General features: G+C 40.9%; 21 protein-coding genes and 1 other RNA gene. 12 read left to right on the plus strand and 10 right to left on the minus strand.

All coding sequences use genetic code 11. From position 1 onward, the window contains the following. Positions 1-35: 35 nt before the first annotated feature. The 6 genes from rnpB to KXD93_RS01495 all read right to left on the minus strand — a co-directional run bounded on the left by rnpB (position 36) and on the right by KXD93_RS01495 (position 2,925). An RNA gene (rnpB, locus tag KXD93_RS01470) (RNase P RNA component class A) lies at positions 36-430 on the minus strand. Positions 431-436: 6 nt separating this feature from the next. After that, complete coding sequence (locus tag KXD93_RS01475; protein WP_258135083.1) at positions 437-919, minus strand: hypothetical protein; 483 nt, start codon at positions 917-919, stop codon at positions 437-439. Between the two features lie 34 nt (positions 920-953). Then, the gene (locus KXD93_RS01480; RefSeq protein ID WP_258135084.1) at positions 954-1,370 is read right to left on the minus strand and encodes a c-type cytochrome; all 417 of its coding nucleotides are present in this window, start codon (positions 1,368-1,370) and stop codon (positions 954-956) included. Continuing rightward, complete coding sequence (locus KXD93_RS01485; protein ID WP_258135085.1) at positions 1,367-2,011, minus strand: SCO family protein; 645 nt, start codon at positions 2,009-2,011, stop codon at positions 1,367-1,369. Before KXD93_RS01485 ends, KXD93_RS01480 begins: the two co-directional genes overlap by 4 nt. Next, positions 2,008-2,415: a hypothetical protein gene (locus KXD93_RS01490; RefSeq protein WP_258135086.1), complete on the minus strand. Its 408-nt coding sequence runs from the start codon at positions 2,413-2,415 to the stop codon at positions 2,008-2,010. The genes KXD93_RS01485 and KXD93_RS01490 overlap by 4 nt, the downstream gene beginning before the upstream one ends. Before the next feature lie 45 nt (positions 2,416-2,460). Beyond that, a complete protein-coding gene (locus KXD93_RS01495) occupies positions 2,461-2,925 on the minus strand; it encodes a DinB family protein (protein ID WP_258135087.1) in 465 nt (154 codons plus the stop codon). 293 nt (positions 2,926-3,218) lie between these two features. Between KXD93_RS01495 and KXD93_RS01500 the strand changes: the two genes are divergently transcribed. Further along, positions 3,219-4,580, plus strand: coding sequence for a GH1 family beta-glucosidase (locus KXD93_RS01500; protein ID WP_258135088.1), 1,362 nt, complete (start codon positions 3,219-3,221; stop codon positions 4,578-4,580). A 14-nt stretch (positions 4,581-4,594) separates the two neighbouring features. On the opposite strand, the gene KXD93_RS01505 is transcribed toward KXD93_RS01500, so the two are convergent. Beyond that, complete coding sequence (locus KXD93_RS01505; protein ID WP_258135089.1) at positions 4,595-6,730, minus strand: tetratricopeptide repeat-containing sensor histidine kinase; 2,136 nt, start codon at positions 6,728-6,730, stop codon at positions 4,595-4,597. Positions 6,731-6,826: 96 nt separating this feature from the next. Next, the gene (locus KXD93_RS01510; RefSeq protein ID WP_258135090.1) at positions 6,827-8,008 is read right to left on the minus strand and encodes an acyl-CoA dehydrogenase family protein; all 1,182 of its coding nucleotides are present in this window, start codon (positions 8,006-8,008) and stop codon (positions 6,827-6,829) included. 133 nt (positions 8,009-8,141) lie between these two features. Between KXD93_RS01510 and folB the strand changes: the two genes are divergently transcribed. The 3 genes from folB to KXD93_RS01525 all read left to right on the plus strand — a co-directional run bounded on the left by folB (position 8,142) and on the right by KXD93_RS01525 (position 10,635). Then, the gene (folB, locus tag KXD93_RS01515) at positions 8,142-8,492 is read left to right on the plus strand and encodes a dihydroneopterin aldolase (protein WP_258135091.1); all 351 of its coding nucleotides are present in this window, start codon (positions 8,142-8,144) and stop codon (positions 8,490-8,492) included. Then, positions 8,489-9,901, plus strand: coding sequence for an FAD-binding oxidoreductase (locus tag KXD93_RS01520; RefSeq protein WP_258135093.1), 1,413 nt, complete (start codon positions 8,489-8,491; stop codon positions 9,899-9,901). Before folB ends, KXD93_RS01520 begins: the two co-directional genes overlap by 4 nt. A gap of 101 nt (positions 9,902-10,002) precedes the next feature. After that, complete coding sequence (locus tag KXD93_RS01525) at positions 10,003-10,635, plus strand: MgtC/SapB family protein (protein ID WP_258135094.1); 633 nt, start codon at positions 10,003-10,005, stop codon at positions 10,633-10,635. Positions 10,636-10,752: 117 nt separating this feature from the next. Here KXD93_RS01525 and KXD93_RS01530 read toward each other — a convergent pair whose 3' ends face one another. After that, positions 10,753-11,199, minus strand: a complete 447-nt coding sequence (locus KXD93_RS01530; protein ID WP_258135095.1) for an acyl-CoA thioesterase — start codon at positions 11,197-11,199, stop codon at positions 10,753-10,755. A 134-nt stretch (positions 11,200-11,333) separates the two neighbouring features. Here KXD93_RS01530 and KXD93_RS01535 point away from each other — a divergent pair, with 134 nt between their 5' ends. Continuing rightward, positions 11,334-11,774 (plus strand): Hsp20/alpha crystallin family protein, encoded by a 441-nt coding sequence (locus KXD93_RS01535; RefSeq protein WP_258135096.1) that lies wholly within the window; start codon positions 11,334-11,336, stop codon positions 11,772-11,774. A 259-nt stretch (positions 11,775-12,033) separates the two neighbouring features. Here KXD93_RS01535 and KXD93_RS01540 read toward each other — a convergent pair whose 3' ends face one another. Continuing rightward, positions 12,034-12,528, minus strand: a complete 495-nt coding sequence (locus KXD93_RS01540) for a YajQ family cyclic di-GMP-binding protein (protein ID WP_258135097.1) — start codon at positions 12,526-12,528, stop codon at positions 12,034-12,036. A 263-nt stretch (positions 12,529-12,791) separates the two neighbouring features. Here KXD93_RS01540 and ppk1 point away from each other — a divergent pair, with 263 nt between their 5' ends. From ppk1 to KXD93_RS01575, 7 genes are all read left to right on the plus strand, one after another. Then, complete coding sequence (ppk1, locus tag KXD93_RS01545; RefSeq protein WP_258135098.1) at positions 12,792-14,837, plus strand: polyphosphate kinase 1; 2,046 nt, start codon at positions 12,792-12,794, stop codon at positions 14,835-14,837. Between the two features lie 4 nt (positions 14,838-14,841). Continuing rightward, on the plus strand, positions 14,842-15,729 hold the full coding sequence (locus KXD93_RS01550; protein WP_258135099.1) for a Ppx/GppA phosphatase family protein: 888 nt from the start codon (positions 14,842-14,844) through the stop codon (positions 15,727-15,729). 160 nt (positions 15,730-15,889) lie between these two features. Continuing rightward, complete coding sequence (locus KXD93_RS01555) at positions 15,890-16,453, plus strand: UbiX family flavin prenyltransferase (protein WP_258135100.1); 564 nt, start codon at positions 15,890-15,892, stop codon at positions 16,451-16,453. Between the two features lie 93 nt (positions 16,454-16,546). Beyond that, positions 16,547-17,866 (plus strand): tRNA (N(6)-L-threonylcarbamoyladenosine(37)-C(2))-methylthiotransferase MtaB, encoded by a 1,320-nt coding sequence (gene mtaB, locus KXD93_RS01560; RefSeq protein WP_258135101.1) that lies wholly within the window; start codon positions 16,547-16,549, stop codon positions 17,864-17,866. A 27-nt stretch (positions 17,867-17,893) separates the two neighbouring features. After that, the gene (locus KXD93_RS01565; protein WP_258135102.1) at positions 17,894-19,063 is read left to right on the plus strand and encodes a prolipoprotein diacylglyceryl transferase; all 1,170 of its coding nucleotides are present in this window, start codon (positions 17,894-17,896) and stop codon (positions 19,061-19,063) included. Beyond that, on the plus strand, positions 19,056-19,523 hold the full coding sequence (locus KXD93_RS01570; protein ID WP_258135103.1) for a GtrA family protein: 468 nt from the start codon (positions 19,056-19,058) through the stop codon (positions 19,521-19,523). The genes KXD93_RS01565 and KXD93_RS01570 overlap by 8 nt, the downstream gene beginning before the upstream one ends. Before the next feature lie 93 nt (positions 19,524-19,616). Continuing rightward, positions 19,617-20,405 carry an inositol monophosphatase family protein gene (locus KXD93_RS01575; protein WP_258135104.1) on the plus strand — a complete coding sequence of 263 codons (789 nt, stop codon included), beginning with the start codon at positions 19,617-19,619 and terminating at the stop codon, positions 20,403-20,405. Positions 20,406-20,425 lie beyond the last annotated feature (20 nt).

Raw genomic sequence — 20,425 nt, forward strand, 5'->3', positions numbered from 1 at the left:
AAAAATAACCCCTCCCGTTTTACCGAAAGGGGTATATCAGCAGCAAAGCTGTAAGCCGGGTTCTGTTCCATTATAAATAAATGGCTTCTATCATTAATCTGGCCCTGTCATCGCTAACAGGTTCAATCAACCTACCCATCCTGGCAAATTACCTGCTTGCGCAGATAGATTAGGAAACGAGCAGCTCCGCGTCCAGGACCTATTTGGTTTTTCAACTCCTGAGGTTTACCGCAATCCCGGTTGCCCGGAAAAGCCGTGAGCTCTTACCTCACGTTTTCACCCTTACCCCAACGAATCGGGGCGGTATATTTTCTGTGGCACTTGCTGTCGCCGGCTGTCGGCGCCTTCCCGTTAGGAAGCAGGATGCTCTGTGTTGCCCGGACTTTCCTCCGTCGGGATAAATCCCAACAGCGATAGAACGTTTTGCATAGCAAAGTTACTTGTTTTTTGCGGAGATAGCGTTATACTGCTTCAAATACCGCTCAACCTTCGATTGCAGAACGTTTACCTGGATACGATGCAGAAGAAAAAAGAATACCAGTAACGCAGGAAACAATATGGCAGTTATCCAACCGGCAACAGGTTGTTTTGCCACTAGCTGTAATAATAAAATTACAGCCCAAAGAACTATTATCAAGATCAGTTCGAATCTCGATTTACTCTCCAGGTTTACAATAGCCTTATCCTTGTTTACAGGCGTTATTACAACTTTAGTATGGATGCCGTTAACGGAGCCCGGTCTTCTGTTTTTTATTAAGGTGCCCAGCGAAAGGTCCGACAAAAACTTATACTCGTTCTTTGAAACTTTATGTGCGGAAAAGCCATGGGGCTCATTTTTAGAAATGTAATTGTCAATAGATCCTGCAGATCCGTTTACTTCAAACTGCTTATTTAATGAAATAGGGTTGAAAATGCTCATTGCGTTTAAATGTGAACAGTTAAGGTAGCTATAATTAATTGCATTTAGCCAGGTCGGCATTAACTGTTTCAACGGTGCTGGTTGCTGCCTTATTTCCAAATGAATTGGTTACGTAGGTAAGTACCTGGGCAATTTCAAGCGGTGTAAGGCCGCTTGGGAGCATTTCACCGTCAAATGCCTTATTATTGATGATGACTTTCCCCTTTAATCCATTTTTTAACAGGCAAGCCAATGTTTTCTTGTTGTTTTTTAAATATAATGAATCGGTGAGCGGAGGGATGAAGCTTTGCAAACCATCACCTTTAATGCCGTGGCAATTTTGGCATTTGGCCTGATAAACTGTGCTCCCGTTTGAATAGTACCGGTTAAACTCAATGCGTTCATCGCTCTGGCATGAAATCGCGAACGCAATTACCACGAAACAAATACAGCCGATTATTTTAACCTTCATTTGGTTGGGTTTTGATCAGGCTCAGCCATTAAGGTTTTGATATCGGCAGTCATTTTTTCCACTTCAGCAGGATCGGTTCCCATATAGGTGCCGCGAATCCGTTTTTGTTTATCGATCAAAATAAAATAGCCATCATGTACGTAGTTTCCCTGTGGGTTTTTTTCCTGTACAGATGTTAAATAGCTTTTTGCAATGGTATAAGTTGCGTCTTTGTCGCCATGTAGTAGCCACCATGTGTTACCGCTTAGGCCCATTTTATCGGCGTATTTTTTTAATACAGGTACGGTATCGTATTTAGGGTCTATGGAATGCGATATGATGCGGAAATCAGGATTGCTCTTAAACTCGTTATAAACCGGCAGCATATTACGGTGCATCACCGGGCAAATGGTAGGGCAGGTGGTGAAAAAGAAATCAGCCACATAGATCTTTCCGTCAAGATTTTTCCCGGTTATTGTATCGCCATATTGATTAACAAATTTAAAATCAGGAATGGTTTGATAAATAGTATCGGTAACCTGTTTACCGTTCACTGTTTTAGTAACCGGTTTTTTGTTGCCGTAAATCGGTAACGTCGAATTATTTGATTTACAGGCGCTGATTAACAAAATTATTGTGGCAGCATAGATCAGTTTCTTCATTTTGCCTTGGTTTTTTTGAGATAAGCATCTGACTCAGCAACGGCGGCGTTTAATTGAGCATCTATACCCAGGATCAGCTTTTTTTGATCGTTCATATAGGAAATAACGTCGGCATCTGATTTTCCTTTTTGTTCATAATCAAATTTATGCATCCAGTTCTCCATTGCATCCTCAGCAGCCGATAACTTTTTGCTAAGGATTACCGCTGAATCCTTCGCAGCAACAGCATTTGTTTTTATCAATGTGTCAAGCTTCATGCGGTTTGCTATAACCTTTCCGTCAACTTCCATGACTTTTTCATGCACTTTCATGACATCGTCCATGGCGGCACTTTTTTCTGCTTTTTTGTTTGAGCAGGCGAACAGGAAGGAGCAGGCAAATAATATCAGTAGCGTTTTTTTCATTTTTAGGTTTTTATGCGGTCAAAAATAAGCAACAGCTAACATAGGTTAGCCATTTAATTGTCTTATGTAGAAAATATAATCGGTATTGGGCAGGCTTTCAATTCCCGCAAACTTCAGTTGCTGGCCTATTTGAGCGCGGTGATGGGTGCCGTGGTTAATTAAATGAGCAAGTACATCGCTCAATTTATTCTGAAAGCTATCGCCCTGTGAATTCTTATAGCTGATTGCTTTTTCAAAATCATCCGGCTGTAATGTATCCAGGTAGCTTGACCAAGCTTCGCTATTTGACGTGATAGTACCGACAAAGGCTTCTGTTTTACCCTCCGGCCATAAGACGCTGGCTATCGGTGGCAATCCTTTACAGCGGTTTAGCCAGATCTGTTGGGCTGTTAGTAAATGTGCCATTAATTGGATCGACTTTTCGGGCGGATCTGTCTTAAGCATAGCGGCCAATATTGTTTCGTTAGCGTAACGGTCGTAGTTTAAAAGCCGGATAAAATAGTTTTTCATGCTGTAAAATTAAAAATATCGCAAGCATTAAAACAAATAGGCTATCGCAGTGATTATCAGTTAACAATAACATAATGATACCGACATCACAGGTTTATAACGCTGCATTACCTTTATAATTAAATAAACACATTTGTTATGAAATTCATCATAAAGTTTTCGAAGCTTATTACAAATTTCCGTGAGTGGATGATCCTGAAAAGTATGAGGTCATCTTTCATTCACTAATTATTTGTTTAAAAATTTCGTTTATTTGATTGTATTGCACAATTTGGCACTACAATAGCTCTTTAATGGAAAGCACTTCGCAGCATCTAGATTTCAATAAACAACCTTTTGGCGACGATTTTATTTGGGGAGTCTCCGTGGCTTCGTTCCAGATAGAGGGTGGCTGTGATGCCGATGGAAAGGGGGAATCCATTTGGGATACTTTTGCAGCAAAAAAAGGTAAGATCCTGAATGGCGACAAACCCAATATTTCCTGCGATTTCTACAATTTATACCAACTAGATATCGACCTGATCAAACAGATGAACATCCCCTGTTTCAGGTTTTCCATATCATGGACCCGTATATTTCCAAATGGTACCGGCGAAATAAACCAGGCAGGTGTCGACTTTTATAACCGTGTTATCGATTATTGCGTTGAACAGGGAGTTGAGCCATGGGTTACAGTTTATCATTGGGACTTGCCACAGGCTCTTGAGATAAGGGGCGGCTGGACAAATCGTGACATTGTAACTTGGTTTAAAGCATTTGTAACTGCCTGCGCCGAAAATTTTGGCGACCGGGTAAAGCACTGGATGGTAATGAACGAGCCCGGCGTATTTACCGGCGCCGGCTATTTCCTGGGCATCCACGCGCCGGGAAGAACAGGGTTGAAGAATTTTTTACCTGCTATTCATCACGCCGTTTTGTGTATGGCAGCGGGTGGTAGGATACTGCGCAGTTTAGTGCCCGACGCACAGGTTGGTACAACATTTTCGTGCTCGTATATCGAGCCGCATTCCGATAAGATGAAAGATGTAAACGCCGCCAAAAGGGTTGATGCCTTACTTAACAGGCTTTTTATTGAGCCAATTTTAGGTTTGGGATACCCTTTTGCTGATGTGCCTGCATTAAAGGGCGTTGCAAAATACCAACTACCCGGGGACGAGGATGAAATGAAGTTTGATTTTGATTTTATCGGCGTGCAAAACTATACACGCGAAATTGTTAAAAACTCGTTTTTTACGCCTTATGTTGGCGCATCGCTGGTGAAGGCAGAAAAAAGGGGGGTGCCGTTAACAAGCATGAAATGGGAGGTGTACCCTGCATCTATTTACCAGATGATCAAAAAGTTTAACAGCTATCCTCAAATAAAAAACATCATCGTAACTGAGAATGGCGCAGCGTTTCCTGACGAGGTAAGCGATGGCAAAGTTGAGGACACTCGGCGGATTGCATATTTGCAAAGCTATTTGCAGCAGGTATTAAGGGCAAAAAATGAAGGCCTGAAGATTAGTGGTTATTTTATCTGGACGCTTACCGATAACTTTGAGTGGGCAGAAGGTTATCATCCGCGTTTTGGGTTGATACATATTAATTTTGACACACAACAGCGGATCATTAAAGGATCAGGGCATTGGTATGGACGGTTTTTAAGCGGCAAATAGTTCTGAAGGCTTTATCAGGAATAAGCTTTTATCTCTAAATCAGAATTCTGAACTTTAGGTGAGTCGCTTTTTTGCTGACGTGGCAGTGCAATAAAAAATGTTATCCCTGCTTTAGGATTGGTGTCAAACCAAATCCTACCATTATGACTTTCAATTATTTGTTTACTTATAGATAGCCCTAGCCCAAAGGATTTTTCACCGGCAGTTCCTGGTCTTTTAGCTTCGGTAAATGTGTTAAATACTTTAGTTCCCACACTTTCAGGGATTCCTATGCCAGCGTCTTTAACCGAGATGATAAGTTCACTTTTTGCAACTGTAGCCTTTACAAATATGGTTTCGCCAGCCGGGCTGAATTTGATGGCATTACTTATAAGGTTACCAACAACCCTCCATATTTTCTCCCTGCTTACAAATAAGTCTTCCGGATCGGTCAGTAATTCAAGTTTAATTGTTTGATTCTTTTCCGAGGCTTTAAATCGCAATAATTCCACACTCATGTTTAATAGAGAATTCATGTCCACCAGCTCCTTATTAAGTTGTGCAGTGCCGTTATTTGTTACTTCAAGGATCTCGTTTATTAATTCCAATGAGTTGTTTGATGTTTCTTTTATAAGTGCAATTAATTCTTTTTGATCGTCTGTAAGCTCATCTTCCATCATTACCTGGCTTAAAGAAGCTATACCACCTATCGGATTTCTAAGATCATGTGCAACAGCCCTCAAGATCCTGTCTTTTTCCTGATCGCTTTGCTTAAGTTCTTCGAGTGTGACCTCGAGATCAGTTTTTTGCAGGTTTATCTGTTTGTTTAAATCACTTACAATTTGCACATCTTGCTTCGATTTCTTCCAGTTACGGTATACTAACAAAATAATTATTATTGCCATTCCCGCACAAATCGCTGACAGATAGATATAGATCCGCTGAAGCTTATTGTTATCTTTTAGGTCCTCAATTTGGTATTGCTTATCGTAATTTTCTTTTTGCTGAATTACGTCCGTTTCTTTCAACGAATTGATACGCTTACTTGTGGAATCCTTTAATGAATTATAAATTTGAACATGCTTGTAGGCATTTGCAAAATCACCGGTTTGCTGGTAGTATTTGCTCATCAAAAAGTACCAATTGGTTTCTGCTTCCTCGTTTTTTACCGTATCAAGTTGTCTTCGTAAATCGCTGAACAATGTTGCGAATGGCTGATATCGCCGGGTGTTGATATATAATTTACCAAGATTGATTTCAGCGAGTTGGGCATTGGTAAAGTCGTTTATCTTTTTAAGATTTATTTTAATACTTTTTTGTAAAAGCTCTTCAGCCTGTGCAGATTGGCCCTCTAACATAGCAATTTCGCCCTGGTTGCCATAAACAACGGCACGCGCAACATTAGTAAGCCTCGCCTGGCCCTGATTTTGGTATCCGCTGCTATTGTTATTTATGTATCGCAATGTTTTATTAAACCAGATAGCCGCACTATCCAGTTCGCCATTGTTTTTAAAACTTTCGCCGATATTATCAAGTAGCTCCTGGCGCTGGTAAAATGCAGTGAAGCTGTCCTTGTACGACAAACTTTGCCTGAAGCTGGTTTTAAAGTAATTAGCAGCCTCAGGATAATGTCCCTGCTTAAACATCACCATCCCCATGCGATAGGTATACTCAGCGAGGATTTCGTTTTTTAGATTGTTTTTACCCAGAAAATAACCCTGGTAGTAACATTGATAAGCATGGCTGAGCTGGGAAAGGTCGAAATACGCGTCACCCATAGCAAAATTTGCTTCGGCGTAATTGCTTACATACTGTTTTCTGGTAATACTTTTTTTTGCCATCATCAGCATACTGTCGGCGTATACAAGAGCCATGCGGGGTTTCATGATACCCCGTTTGTAGTAAAGATATTTTAATCCGTAATACCTGAAAATATCGTTGATGTAAGGGTTCTTAATTTCGCGAAACCCGGAATCTATAAAGCGTTGGTCATCCTCTAAACTAATGTGGTGTCGCGGTTTGGAAAGATTTGTCGAAAACGTCTTAAATTGTTCAGAATAATCGCCTGTATCGTCCGCCTTTATTCCGCACGACGCCAGCCAGCAAACAGTCGCCAATAAAAGCAAAAGCCTGTTGATGTTGAAAGTGGTATTAATCAGGAGATTGGGCACTATTAATCAATATGTAATATACAAATTTACATTTTACTCCCAAGGGGAATAAATTCATTTATAATTAAACGGTTATTTATTGATTAAGGTTACTTATTATTTAAAAGCTTCCAGTCCTGTAACGTCGAAACCGGTAATTAATAAATGGATATCATGAGTTCCTTCATAAGTCACAACTGATTCCAGGTTCATCATGTGCCTCATTATCGGGTACTCGCCGGTAATGCCCATTCCGCCCAGCATCTGACGCGCTTCCCGGGCAATATTAAGTGCTGTTTCAACACTGTTCCGTTTGCTCATGGAGATTTGAGCAGGGGTGGCCCGGTTCTCGTTTTTTAAAGTTCCCAAACGCCATACCAATAATTGACCTTTGGTGATTTCTGTGATCATCTCAGCCAGTTTTTTTTGTTGAAGCTGGAACGCGCCAATAGGTTTGCCGAACTGTTTGCGCTCTTTAGAATATCTTAAAGCCGTATCATAACAATCCATTGCTGCGCCTAATGCACCCCAGGCAATACCGTAACGTGCCTGGTTAAGACAGCCAAGAGGTCCCTTTAAGCCGGTCACATTTGGTAACAAGTTTTCCTTAGGTACTTTAACGTTGTCAAAAACCAACTCACCGGTGGCTGACGCGCGTAACGACCATTTATTGTGAGTTTCGGGCGTGGTAAAACCCTCCATGCCCCGTTCAACTATTAGTCCACGAATCTTGCCGCTTTCGTCTTTTGCCCAAACAACGGCTATATCTGCAAAAGGTGAGTTTGAGATCCACATTTTAGCGCCATTTAACAGGTAATGATCGCCTGCATCCTTGAAGTTGGTGGTCATCCCGCCCGGGTCTGAACCATGGTCGGGTTCGGTAAGGCCAAAGCAGCCCATTAATTCACCGGTAGCTAACTTAGGGAGATATTTATGTTTTTGTTCTTCTGAGCCATACGCGTATATCGGGTACATTACCAATGATCCCTGTACAGATGCAGTGGACCTGATGCCTGAATCGCCACGCTCAATTTCCTGCATGATGATACCGTACGACATATAATCCAATCCGGCACCCCCATATTCAACGGGGATAGTTGGGCCGAAAGCGCCTATTTCACCAAGGCCTTTTATTAAGTGTTTTGGAAATTCAGCACGTTGAGAATAATCTTCTATTATAGGACTTACCTCTTTTTTAACCCAATCGCGTACAGTTGCGCGAATCAGCTTATGCTCTTCAGTAAACAATTCATCAGCTAAATAATAATCAGGCGATTCGTAAAGATCTTTTTTAGACATAAAGTGGATAATTGGTGGGCAAAGATAGGGGTTTTGATTTCGGAAATCGGAATTTCAAATTCGGAATTTTTAATTCCAAGTATTAAATCCAAATGAAACATGTGAAATCATAAATCATAATTACATTTGATTTATGATTACTATAGCATTGCACGGAGCCGAGTTTTTCGCATTCCATGGGTTTTACCCTGAGGAGCAAAAACTGGGAACGAGATTTATTGTTGACGTAGATGTGAGTTTTGCGCCGGTAAAAAACCTGAAGGATGATGAGATTAGTAATACAGTTGACTACGAAAGGGTTTATGGTATTGTAGAGGCTGAAATGAAAAAGACCTCCAAACTGATTGAAACAGTGGCCCAGGCGATCGCTAACGAAATAAAAAGTCAATTTCCCTTTACTGATTCGATCAGGGTTTCTTTAAAAAAAATGAATCCGCCGCTTAATGGTAAAGTTGCTTACTCAAATATTGTTATAACAATATGAGCTATAATAAAATCACGGAAAATATACTTGCAGCTATCAGGCAGATAGTTGGGGATGATGAGGTTATAACTAGTAACGTCGAACTGGAAAAATACAGCCATGATGAAACAGAAGACCTGCGCTTTTACCCGGAAGTGGTAGCAAAACCAAAATCGCCGCAGGAGGTTTCGGCATTAATGAAGCTTTGTAATGAGAATTTAATTCCCGTTACCCCGCGCGGCGCGGGAACAGGGTTGAGTGGCGGGGCGCTACCTGTTATGGGTGGTTTGCTCATAGCGATGGAACGTTTTAATAAGGTGTTAAAAATTGACGAACAAAACCTGCAGGCTACCGTGGAGCCTGGTGTAGTTACTGAGGAGTTTATGGATCAGGTTGCAGCAAAGGGCCTGCTATATCCGGTTGACCCGGCAAGTAAAGGCAGCTGCTTTATCGGAGGCAATGTTTCGCACGGATCAGGCGGACCGAGGGTGGTTAAATATGGTACCATAAGGGAATATATTTTAAACCTGGAAGTTGTGCTGCCATCCGGCGAAGTAATCTGGACTGGCGCCAATACTTTAAAATATGCTTCAGGGTATAACCTTACCCAATTGATGATAGGATCGGAGGGCACTTTGGGGATAATTACCAAGATAGTTGTAAAACTTATCCCTCGGCCAACGTTAGATGCCCTAATGCTGGCGTCGTTCACTTCCAACGAAGCCGCCTGTGGTGCAGTATCTGCTATATTCAGAGCAGGCATTGTTCCGTCAGCCCTGGAATTTATGGAACGGAGAGGAGTGGAGTGGGTGATAGAAAAGGATGGGCTTGTGTTCGATCTGAAAGACGGCATTGAAGCTTTTTTACTAATTGAAGTAGACGGGACCAACCAGGAGGTGATTTTTACCGACTGTGAGAAGATAAACCAGGTGCTGGAGGAATTTGATTGTAAGGAGGTTTTATTTGCTGATACATCTGCACAAAAAGAAGAACTATGGCGCCTACGCAGGACGATGGCCGTTTCAGTAAAATCAAATTCTGTTTATAAAGAGGAGGATACCGTTGTTCCGCGCGCAAGCTTGCCGGAGCTGATTAAAGGGATTAAAGAAACGGGGGTTAAATATGGCTTTGAATCAGTGTGTTATGGTCATGCAGGCGATGGAAACCTGCATGTAAATATCATCAAAGGCCAAATGAGTGACGAAGACTGGAACACTAAATTAAAGGATGGTATCCGCGAGATCTTTGAGCTTACAGTCTCCCTTGGCGGAACCTTATCCGGCGAGCATGGTATTGGTTTGGTACAAAAGGGATTTATGCCAATAAAATACAGCGAAGTTCATTTTGCCTTATGGCGCGGGATAAAGCAAGTGTTTGATAAAAATGGTATCTTAAACCCCGGAAAAATCTTTGACCGGAACCGGGATTAAGGGATTTGTCGGATTTAATTAATTCGATTGCATTTAAAGAATCTGTTAACTCCCTTAATCCGGTTCAATAATTCACAAACTCACTAAATCATTAATTAACATTGTCTGCATTAGAATTTAACATAACGGATCAGGACCTGATTAAAATAGCTATAGCGGTTGTTTGTGGGGGCTTATTAGGTTTGGAGCGGCAGTATAAAAATAAGATTGCAGGCTTTCGCACCATTATTTTAATTTGTCTTGGCTCAACAATCTACACTATGGTTGCGCAGCGGGCCGGAGCAGGGGTTAACATCAACATAGTAACAGGTATTGGCTTTATTGGCGCGGGTGTAATTTTTAAGGACAATATAACGGTTAGCGGGCTGACAACGGCTTCGGTGATATGGATCTCTGCAGCAATAGGAATGGCGGCCGGATCAGGGAATTATACACTGGCGCTAATTTGTACAGTTATTACGTTGATGGTGCTGCTGTTTTTTAACCTGCTTGAGAGATACATAGACAAGATCCATCGCGACAAGCTTTTTGTAATTGTATTTACAGATTCCAGCTATGCTAATATGGATTCGGTCGAAGAAGCTATTAGTGCTTTGCAATTGACTTCAAGACGGGTACAGGTTTCCAAAAAGGATGGCTGTTTGCAACTGGCCATAATGGTTACGGGGCACCGGCAAAAAATAAGCAAACTGGATGAAAAGCTGCTGCAAATGGAGCAGGTGAAATCTTTCTGAACCGGGATTAAGCGGATTTTCTGGATTAGAAGAGATTCCCTTGTAAGCGGTCAACTAGCGGGTGTTAAATAATCTGAGCTTTTATCTGATAAATCCCTAAAATCCATTAATCCCGGTTCAATTAGTATTCAGGATCAATCCAGGCTCGTCATAAGCAATCATCATGTCTCTTTCCTTCTGTGGAATAGATATGGACTTATTCAAGGAGTAATCATAGCTGATGCATACAGTTTTTCCTGTCGTGCAGATCTCTTCGCCGTGTGGCGTTATTCTCACCAATAAATGCATTATATCAAAGCTGCTGTTCCCTATCCTTGTTGTGCGTACATAACAAAATATCTCGTCCTCCAATGTAATTGGTTTCAGATAATTAACTTCCGACCGTCCCACTATCACCCCGTTTTCACGTAGGTTCCAATTGATCGCCTCTTTCCAATAGTTAAAACGTGCAACTTCAAAATAGGTTAGGTAAATGGCATTGTTAACATGCCCTACGGCGTCAATATCTGAAAATCGGATCGCGATGGGTGTTTTGTATTTATAATCGGCTATTTTTTCACTCATAAAATGTCATTTTGTCTGTATGTTTTGAATTGCAACAGACATTGTGTCGTGTTTGATGCGTTTTTTCCCCTTGGTATAACAGTTGATAAACACTTAGCAAATATATTAAAAGAAAAACTTAAGAGAATATAATCATGACTTTAGTAAAATTTGCAAACGGACAAAAGAATCACGGCGTTAATCCATTTTTTAGCGACGTATTTGATTCGATTTTAAACGACTCATTTTTGAGCGACAAATTATCAAGCCGTGTTCCTGCTGTTAACATTGCAGAGACTGAAAACGAGTTCCAGATAGAATTGGCTGCTCCGGGCTTAAAAAAGGAAGATTTTAAGATCAGCCTTGATAAAAACGTATTGAGCGTATCTGCTGATAAGAAGGTAGAAAACGTTGAAGAAGGTAAGAAATTTAGCAAACGTGAATATAGCTACAATTCATTCACCAGGTCATTTACCTTACCTGAAACTGCTGATCATTCAAAGATTGAAGCTGAATATGCTGACGGGATCTTAAAGCTTAACGTAGCTAAAAAGGAAGAGGCTAAAATTCAGTCACGCGAAATTTCTGTAAAATAATTGGAGTCGGGAAGTCAGAAAAGACCGAAAGTCCGAAAGATAAAGTTTGATTAGGATATTAAATCCGAAATCGAATATCCGAATTCCGAAATAAAAAGAGTGTTTTCATAATAGTTGGTTTAGTTTGAAAAGGCCGCTTCGCAAGGAGCGGTCTTTTTCTTTTGTCTGAATCAGAATTTACAAGATTTTAGAATTTTCGGAATTCTGTTAATTCATTAATTCTGAAAATTCTGATTCAGACAGATAATTCCGCATTCACCTAATCCCGCATATTAATATACTGCAAAGGTTGCCCGAAATCGTCCTTGCGGCAAAGGCTGATAACTGCCTGTAGGTCATCTATCTTTTTGCCCTGAACCCGAACCTGATCTTCCATTATGGATGCCTGTACCTTTAGTCCGCTGTCCTTTATTTTTTTAACGATTTTTTTTGCAGCTTCTTTATCGATACCTTCTTTTATCTTTATTTCCTTACGGAGCATGTTACCGGAAACGGATTGTACATTACCGTCCAAATCCAAAGCTTTGGGGTCCAGACTTTGTTTTACCATGCGGCTGATGATAGAATCGCTGATAGCTTTTAACCGCATATCATTTTCAGTTACCACAGTTATTGTGTTGGTCTTTTTATCAAGGTCGATGGTGCTTTTTGAATCGTTAAAGTCATAACGGTTCAATATTTCCTTTTTCGCAATATTAATTGCATTATCCAGCGTCTGGCCGTCTATTTTGCTTACAATATCAAATGTTGGCATAGTAAAGGTAAATTTGGTGTTATGGCAAAGGTAGGATTTTTTAGTTCATGGTTGATGGTTCATAGTTCATAGACGAAGAATATGGATTATGCTTCAAAAGCTTTACCCATTTAATGCAGCTACCATGAACTATGAACCATCAACCATGAACTTCTCCTCATTAACTAAATAATAAAAACACACTAACATACCAATGAGTTAATATTAAGTTAACATTTAAATAAGCAGATTTGTAAACCACGGCCGAAAGGCCAGTCTTTTATATGGATAGTAAACACGTACCCTTAATTAATCGTGAAATAAGCTGGTTATATTTCAATGATCGCGTTTTGCAGGAGGCTGCCGATCCAACGGTTCCGTTAATTGACAGGATTAAATTTTTAGCCATATTTTCATCCAATCTCGATGAGTTTTACCGTGTAAGAGTAGCTACACTAAGCCGCCTCGCAAATTTGAATGAAAAGGCTAAGGAAATTTTAGGGTATAATCCAAAGAAGATCTTAAACCAGATAAAAAACATTGTAGTACGGCAGGAACGAAAGTTTAACAATCTGTACGAAAACATCATTGTAAAGCAGCTTGCTGAAGAAAAGATCTTTATCCTGAATGACAAACAGTTGAATGTAAGCAGGGGCGAGTTTGTTAAACGATATTTCAGAGAAAGTTTGCTGGCTACACTGGTGCCAATAATGCTGGATGAGGCGTTACCATTGCCCGAACTACGCGACCGGGCAATTTATTTTTTTGTAAAGCTCACTAAAAATAAAAAATCACGCCTTGCATTGATTGAGTTTCCGGATACGCTATCCCGCTTTATCGTATTGCCCGAAACTAACAACCTTAAATTTATTATTTTACTGGATGATATCATCAGGTATAGCCTGGAGGATATCTTCTTCATATTTGAACATGACTCCATTGAGGCATATTCTATTCAGCTTACCCGTGATGCTGAACTTGATCTTGATAAGGAAGTAAGCGAGAAATTCATCGATTCGCTTTCAAAGAGCCTGCAAAAGCGCAAAAAAGGCAAGCCAATGCGGTTGCTTTACGATTCGGAAATGCCGTTAGATATGCTTAAGTACCTGGTGAATAAAATGGGGCTGCATGGAGAAAGCCTTATTCCGGGGAATCGTTACCATAACTTTAAAAATTTCATCTCGTTTCCAAACGTGGGCCGGTCGGAACTGGAATATGAAAAAAGCATTCCATTGCCGGTTGAAGGCTTGTCGTTTGGCAAAAGCTTGATGGGAATGATTGCAAAGAAAGATTTTATGATCAGTACGCCTTATCAGTCGTACGACTACGTGATTCATTTTTTAAGGGAGGCGGCTATCGATCCAAAAGTAAAAGAGATCAGTATAGCGGTTTATCGCCTGGCGGAAAATTCCCGGATAATGCATGCCTTAATGAGTGCTGCAAAAAATGGCAAGAAGGTAACCTGTCTTGTAGAACTCCGCGCAAGGTTCGACGAGCAAAATAACATAGGATGGAGCAGGCGCCTGGAAGAAGAAGGGGTTACCGTACTCTATGGCATTGAAGGCTACAAGGTACACTCGAAGATTTGCCTTGTAATGCGGACTGAAAAGGAGCGGCCTGCTTATTATGCTTGTTTGTCTACCGGAAATTTTAATGAAAAAACGGCAAGGATGTATGCCGATCATACCCTGCTTACCGCTGACAAAAGGATAACGGCCGACCTGGTAAATGTTTTCAAAGCCTTGAGCAAAAATATTTTACCAAAGGGATTAAAGAGTTTGATCGTTTCGCCAATTGATGCACGCCCGGCCATATACAAACTCATTGACAATGAGATAAAAAACGCTAAGGCCGGAAAGCAGGCGTATATGATATTAAAAATGAACAGCCTCGCTGATGAACAACTGATCAATAAGCTTTACCAGGCTAGTAATGCGGGAGTAAAGATCCAGATGATTATAAGAGGTATGTGTTGCCTTATTGCAGGGGTAAAAGGGTATAGTGAAAATATTGAGGTGATCAGTATTGTAGATAAATACCTGGAGCACGCGAGGGTGCATATTTATTGCAACGGCGGCGATGAACTCATCTACCTGACATCTGCCGATTTTATGACCCGTAATATTGATACCCGGGTTGAAGTCGGCTTCCCGATATACGATGAAGGGCTTAAAAAAGAGATCCGTGACATTATTGATCTTCAACTTGAAGACAACACCAAATCGCGCGAAATTAATATTCACAATACCAATAAATACCACAAAACCCGCTCTGAGCTACCGCACCGGGCACAGGTTGATACTTACAACTATTTAAAACATAAAGGATAATAAATTGAGATACGCCGCTATAGATATAGGTTCAAATGCAGTCCGCTTGCTTATCGCTGATATTATTGAAAACAATGGGTCAGTTTCGTTTAAAAAAAACACCTTGATAAGGGTTCCATTGCGCCTGGGTGATGACGCTTTCCTGGATAAGCAGCTGTCTGATAAAAAAATCGCCGACCTGGTAAAAACGATGCAGGCTTTTGGCAAGCTAATGGAGGTGTACAAGGTAACCGACTATATGGCGTATGCAACATCAGCCATGCGTGAGGCCAAAAATGGAACCGATATAGTAAAGCAGATTAACGAAGAAGCCGGCGTTGATCTTGAAATTATTCATGGACAAAAAGAAGCCGGAATGATCTACGCAAGTCATGCCGAACAAACCATCGATAAAAGCAAAAATTACCTTTATATTGATGTGGGCGGCGGGAGTACGGAGTTGTCCTTCTTTTCATCCGGAGAAATGTGGGCATCCAAATCGTTTAATATAGGCACCATCAGGATGCTTGATAACCAGGATACTGAAGAAAGCTGGAATGATATGAGGGATTTTATTCGTGAGAACACCAAGCAATTCAAAATTATTTCGGGCATAGGCACAGGTGGTAATATCAATAAATTATACAAGCTTTCCGAAGAAAAGGAAAAATCACCATTAAGCTTTGGTAAACTTAAATCTCTTTATGGGTATTTAAATTCATTTTCACTTAAAGACAGGATAAATGTACTTGGTCTTAACCAGGATCGTGCCGACGTAATAATTCCCGCCTGTGAGATCTATATTACCGTGATGAAATGGGCCAACATAAAAAATATTTATGTGCCTACTGTCGGGCTGGTCGACGGTATAATTCAAACGCTTATAGAAAAAAACTTTCCAAAAGCAGGTTAAATTTATTTTAAGAAATTATTTAAAAATTAAAAAACTGTTAGTACATTTGTAGTGCCCTCTCAAAGGGCATGTTTTTCATAGGTAGATGTAGGGTCGAGTATTTATATTCGACCCTTTTTTATGCCTATAACTTTTACGAGCCGGATTTGTTTATATGGAAATGAAGAAAAAGATTGTTGTTGCGATAACCGGTGCCAGCGGTTCGATATACGCCAAATTACTACTGAAAAAACTTCAGGAACTGGGTGAGCAAATTACCGAGGTTGCCGTCGTGATGTCGGATAACGCAAAGGACGTATGGAAATTTGAGCTGGATGACGATGACTATAAGTCGATTCCTTATAAAGTTTACCCTAAAACTGACTTCATGGCGCCTTTCGCATCGGGTTCGGCAAAGTTCGATACCATGGTTGTTGTTCCATGTTCCATGGGCACGCTTGGTCGGATAGCGTCAGGCGTTTCCGACGATTTGATCAGCCGGGCAGCCGATGTTATTTTAAAGGAACGGCGCAAGCTTATCCTGGTTGCGCGCGATACACCATTCAACCTGATCCATATCCGTAATATGCAAACGGTTACCGAGGCGGGCGGGATCATCTGCCCGGCGATTCCATCATATTACAGCAAGCCGCAAACCATTGAAGAGCTGGCCATGACGGTAGTTAATCGTATCGTCGACCTGATTGGCCTGGATAATGACAGCTATCGGTGGGGGACTGAATAGGGTAAGTTCCGCAGATTTTTAGCTTCGCAGGTACCCCGGGAAATTTGGCTGGCGATTTTATTTACAAAATGAGTATCTTTGCAACCTTTAAAAATGAACAAAAAGGTAGCATTTTATACGTTAGGCTGTAAGCTGAATTATTCAGAAACCTCTTCCATTGGGCGCCAGTTTAATAACGCTGGTTTTCAAACGGTTGAGTTTACCGATACCCCTGATGTATATGTTATTAATACCTGCTCGGTTACTGATCATGCAGATAAAAAATGCAGAAAGGTAGTTAAAGAAGCGCTAAAGATCTCGCCTAACGCATTTGTTACCATAGTTGGGTGTTACGCCCAGTTAAAACCTAAGGAAATAGCAGAGATCCCTGGCGTTGATATGGTTTTGGGCGCTGCAGAGAAATTCCAGATAGTTGATTACATCACCGATCTTACAAAAACAAATAAGACAATGGTTTATAATCAGCCGGTATCGGAAGCTAAGGATTTTGTTCCCGGTTTCTCTTTTGGCGACCGTACCCGTACCTTTTTAAAGGTTCAGGATGGTTGTGATTATTCCTGTACATTTTGCACCATTCCGCTGGCCCGGGGCAGCAGCCGCAGCGATACCATTGAAAATGTAGTTGCGCAGGCTAAGGAAGTTGCTATCTCCGGTGTAAAAGAGATAGTTTTAACAGGTGTAAATCTCGGCGACTTTGGTATAAGAAATGGTAAGCGCGAGGACAAGTTCCTTGATTTGGTTAAGGCTTTAGACGATATAGACGGGATCAACAGGATCCGGATCTCTTCTATAGAGCCGAATCTGTTAAGTGACGAGATCATTGAGTTTGTTGATCAATCAAAGCGGTTTGTACCACACTTTCATATTCCCCTGCAATCAGGTTCTGATAAGATCTTAGGGCTAATGCGCCGCCGGTATAAACGTGACCTTTATGTAAGCAGGGTTGCCAAAATAAAGGAAGTAATGCCTGATTGTTGTATTGGTGTAGATGTTATAGTTGGCTTTCCTGGCGAGACAAGAGAAGATTTTATTGATACCTACAATTTTTTAAATGAGCTTGACGTTTCATACCTGCATGTGTTCACCTATTCTGAAAGGGAGAATACGCTGGCCAATGAAATGAGTGGCGTGGTACCGGGATCAACACGTGCTGAACGGAATAAGATGCTCCACATCTTGTCTGACAAGAAACGCCGGGCATTTTATGAAGGTCAACTTAATAAAGTAGAGGAAGTGTTGTTTGAAAGGGAAACTAAGGATGGCCTTATGCATGGCTTTACACGCAATTACGTAAAGGTGAAAACGGAATATGATCCATTGCTTGTAAACGAATTAAAAACGGTGCACTTAACAAAAATATCACCTGACGGTGATGTTGAAATAACTGAAAGCGAAGAAATATTAGCTCATTAACCCTATCTTGGTGCCAAATTACAAACGATGTTTCCAAATCTATACTACCTAATTCAATACCTTACCGGCCTCGAACTTCCGTTTTTGCAAATTGTCCAAACATTCGGTTTTTTTGTTGCCATTGCCTTCATGGGTGCCTATTGGGCATTTATACAGGAGTTTAAACGGAAGGAAAAACTAGGTTATGTTCATTCGTTCGAAAAAACGGTAACAATTGGTAAGCCGGCTTCAGTTGGTGAGTTGGTTGGAAATGGACTTTTTGGATTTGTTTTAGGATATAAGTTAGTTGACATGGCACTTAATTTCAGCAAGGTGCTTGCTGATACACAAGGTTTTATTCTTTCATTGCGGGGTAATTGGATCGGCGGGATCATTGGGGCGGCCATTTTTGCGTACTGGGCTTACTATGAAGCAAAAAAGCAGGAGTTACCTGAGCCTAAAACACAAAAGGTTACCGTACATCCAAGTGATTTGATGGGCAGTATTTTGCTTTGGTCGGCGGTGTTCGGTTTTGCCGGGGCGAAATTATTTAACGCACTGGAGAACTGGAACGAGTTTATGCGCGACCCGGTTGGGATGCTGATAGGATTTGCCGGCCTTACGTTTTATGGCGGCTTAATTTGCGGTGGCGCAGCAGTTTTATATGTAGCTAAGAAAAACGGTATTAAGCCGCTTGATATGCTGGATATTGGTGGCCCGGGCATGATGTTGGCTTACGGTATCGGTCGTATAGGCTGCCAGATGTCAGGCGATGGTGATTGGGGGAAAAATAACCTGGCTCCCAAACCGCATTGGCTAAGCTGGGCACCCGATTGGACCTGGAGCTTTAAATTTCCGCATAATGTTAATAACGAGGGAATACCTATTCCTGGTTTTGTTGGAAAATTTAACCATGAACTGCCGGCGCCGGTATTTCCTACATCATTTTATGAGTGTATTGTTTGTATCCTGCTGTTCCTGTTTTTATGGAGCATTCGCGACAGGATAAAAATTCCGGGTATGATGTTCGGGATCTATATGATATTAGCCGGCGTTGAACGGTTTTTAATTGAGTTAATAAGGGTAAATACATTATACCATGTTGCGGGAATAAGCTTCACACAGGCTGAAATGATCTCGCTTTTTATGGTAACAGGAGGCGCTGTTTTAATTATTACCGGATTGCGAAGAAAACAGACCCTCCCGAAACATGGCTGAGATAAACCTGGGTAATAAGCTGCTTAATAACCATATTATAAGGTTCATATTTTCTGCGGGATTAGGATTCCTGGTTGATATTTCTGCATTCTATTTGTTTTATCACAATTTTCTCGTTCAAAAAACTTACTATATATTTTCTTTTACAGTTCGCAATTCTACGCTTTCGCTGGCTATATCGTTTTTTATGGGAGTGGTTGTTAACTTTATCATAACCAAGTACTTTGTATTTTCTGAGTCAAAATTGCCGCCTTACAAACAATTTTTCAGGTTTGTATCCGTCGCTGTAATCGGCTTTTTTGCCAACCTGGCTATATTGAAAATTTTTATCCAATGGCTGAGTATGTACCCACCGGTTGCTCGTCCATTAGCTGCATTGAGCCTGTTTTTCGCAAGCTATTTTATCCACCGGGTGTTTTCATTTAGTTTATCGCTAAGGCATCAGGATACGGGCGAATAATTCCTGATTTTTAACTTAACCCGGTAAAATCATTTTCTTGGTTCGTGTAATTCGATATAATTCATGACATTCGTGTCCATTTAATTCATACTTATGTTTGATCAGTTAACAGATAAAGTAATTGAAATTGCTAAGGAAGCCGGTAGTTTTATCAGGGAGCAGCGGAAAACGTTTAGCGTTGATAAGATCGAGATAAAAGGCTTGAACGACCTTGTATCATATGTAGATAAAACCGCGGAAGAGATGATCGTAATTGGTCTGCAAAACATCTTGCCCGAGGCTGGTTTTATCACCGAAGAAAAAACAATCAACAAAACCGGCGAACGTTACAACTGGATAATTGATCCGCTTGATGGCACCACTAATTTTATCCACGGCTTGCCTGTTTATTCTGTCAGTATCGCTTTGCAGGAATATGATGAACTGGTTATTGGGGTTGTGTACGAGGTAAACCAGGACGAATGCTTTTATGCCTGGCAGGGATCGGCCGCTTATTTAAACGGAAACGTAATTAATACAAGCGATAGCCCGGATATAGGCAAAAGCCTATTGGCAACTGGCTTTCCGTATTATGATTTTTCGAAACAGGCAGCTTATATAAATCTTTTTACCGAGCTGATGAAAAGCTGTCATGGCTTAAGGCGTTTGGGTTCTGCAGCTGTGGATCTTGCCTATACAGCCTGTGGAAGGTTCGATGCGTTTTATGAATACAACTTAAATCCATGGGATATAGCCGCAGGTGTTTTAATTGTAAGACAGGCCGGGGGAGACGTAGTGAACTTTAAAGGCGGAGAAGAAGTTTTGCAAACCCGTGAACTATTGGCTACAAACGGAAAAATAACAGGAGAGTTATTAACGGCAATTGATAAACATTTCAAATAGAACTAATTTCTTTGCGACTG

Origin of the sequence: Mucilaginibacter phenanthrenivorans, assembly GCF_024721155.1 — a bacterium.
GTDB classification, from domain to species: domain Bacteria; phylum Bacteroidota; class Bacteroidia; order Sphingobacteriales; family Sphingobacteriaceae; genus Mucilaginibacter; species Mucilaginibacter phenanthrenivorans.

Bases quoted from the DNA above. Each gene is read 5' to 3' on its own strand.
- KXD93_RS01475 (WP_258135083.1), bottom strand. From the start codon at position 919: ATGAGCATTTTCAACCCTATTTCATTAAATAAGCAGTTTGAAGTAAAC.
- KXD93_RS01480 (WP_258135084.1), bottom strand. From the start codon at position 1,370: ATGAAGGTTAAAATAATCGGCTGTATTTGTTTCGTGGTAATTGCGTTC.
- KXD93_RS01485 (WP_258135085.1), bottom strand. From the start codon at position 2,011: ATGAAGAAACTGATCTATGCTGCCACAATAATTTTGTTAATCAGCGCC.
- KXD93_RS01490 (WP_258135086.1), bottom strand. From the start codon at position 2,415: ATGAAAAAAACGCTACTGATATTATTTGCCTGCTCCTTCCTGTTCGCC.
- KXD93_RS01495 (WP_258135087.1), bottom strand. From the start codon at position 2,925: ATGAAAAACTATTTTATCCGGCTTTTAAACTACGACCGTTACGCTAAC.
- KXD93_RS01500 (WP_258135088.1), top strand. From the start codon at position 3,219: ATGGAAAGCACTTCGCAGCATCTAGATTTCAATAAACAACCTTTTGGC.
- KXD93_RS01510 (WP_258135090.1), bottom strand. From the start codon at position 8,008: ATGTCTAAAAAAGATCTTTACGAATCGCCTGATTATTATTTAGCTGAT.
- folB (WP_258135091.1), top strand. From the start codon at position 8,142: ATGATTACTATAGCATTGCACGGAGCCGAGTTTTTCGCATTCCATGGG.
- KXD93_RS01520 (WP_258135093.1), top strand. From the start codon at position 8,489: ATGAGCTATAATAAAATCACGGAAAATATACTTGCAGCTATCAGGCAG.
- KXD93_RS01530 (WP_258135095.1), bottom strand. From the start codon at position 11,199: ATGAGTGAAAAAATAGCCGATTATAAATACAAAACACCCATCGCGATC.
- KXD93_RS01535 (WP_258135096.1), top strand. From the start codon at position 11,334: ATGACTTTAGTAAAATTTGCAAACGGACAAAAGAATCACGGCGTTAAT.
- KXD93_RS01540 (WP_258135097.1), bottom strand. From the start codon at position 12,528: ATGCCAACATTTGATATTGTAAGCAAAATAGACGGCCAGACGCTGGAT.
- ppk1 (WP_258135098.1), top strand. From the start codon at position 12,792: ATGGATAGTAAACACGTACCCTTAATTAATCGTGAAATAAGCTGGTTA.
- KXD93_RS01555 (WP_258135100.1), top strand. From the start codon at position 15,890: ATGAAGAAAAAGATTGTTGTTGCGATAACCGGTGCCAGCGGTTCGATA.
- mtaB (WP_258135101.1), top strand. From the start codon at position 16,547: ATGAACAAAAAGGTAGCATTTTATACGTTAGGCTGTAAGCTGAATTAT.
- KXD93_RS01565 (WP_258135102.1), top strand. From the start codon at position 17,894: ATGTTTCCAAATCTATACTACCTAATTCAATACCTTACCGGCCTCGAA.
- KXD93_RS01570 (WP_258135103.1), top strand. From the start codon at position 19,056: ATGGCTGAGATAAACCTGGGTAATAAGCTGCTTAATAACCATATTATA.
- KXD93_RS01575 (WP_258135104.1), top strand. From the start codon at position 19,617: ATGTTTGATCAGTTAACAGATAAAGTAATTGAAATTGCTAAGGAAGCC.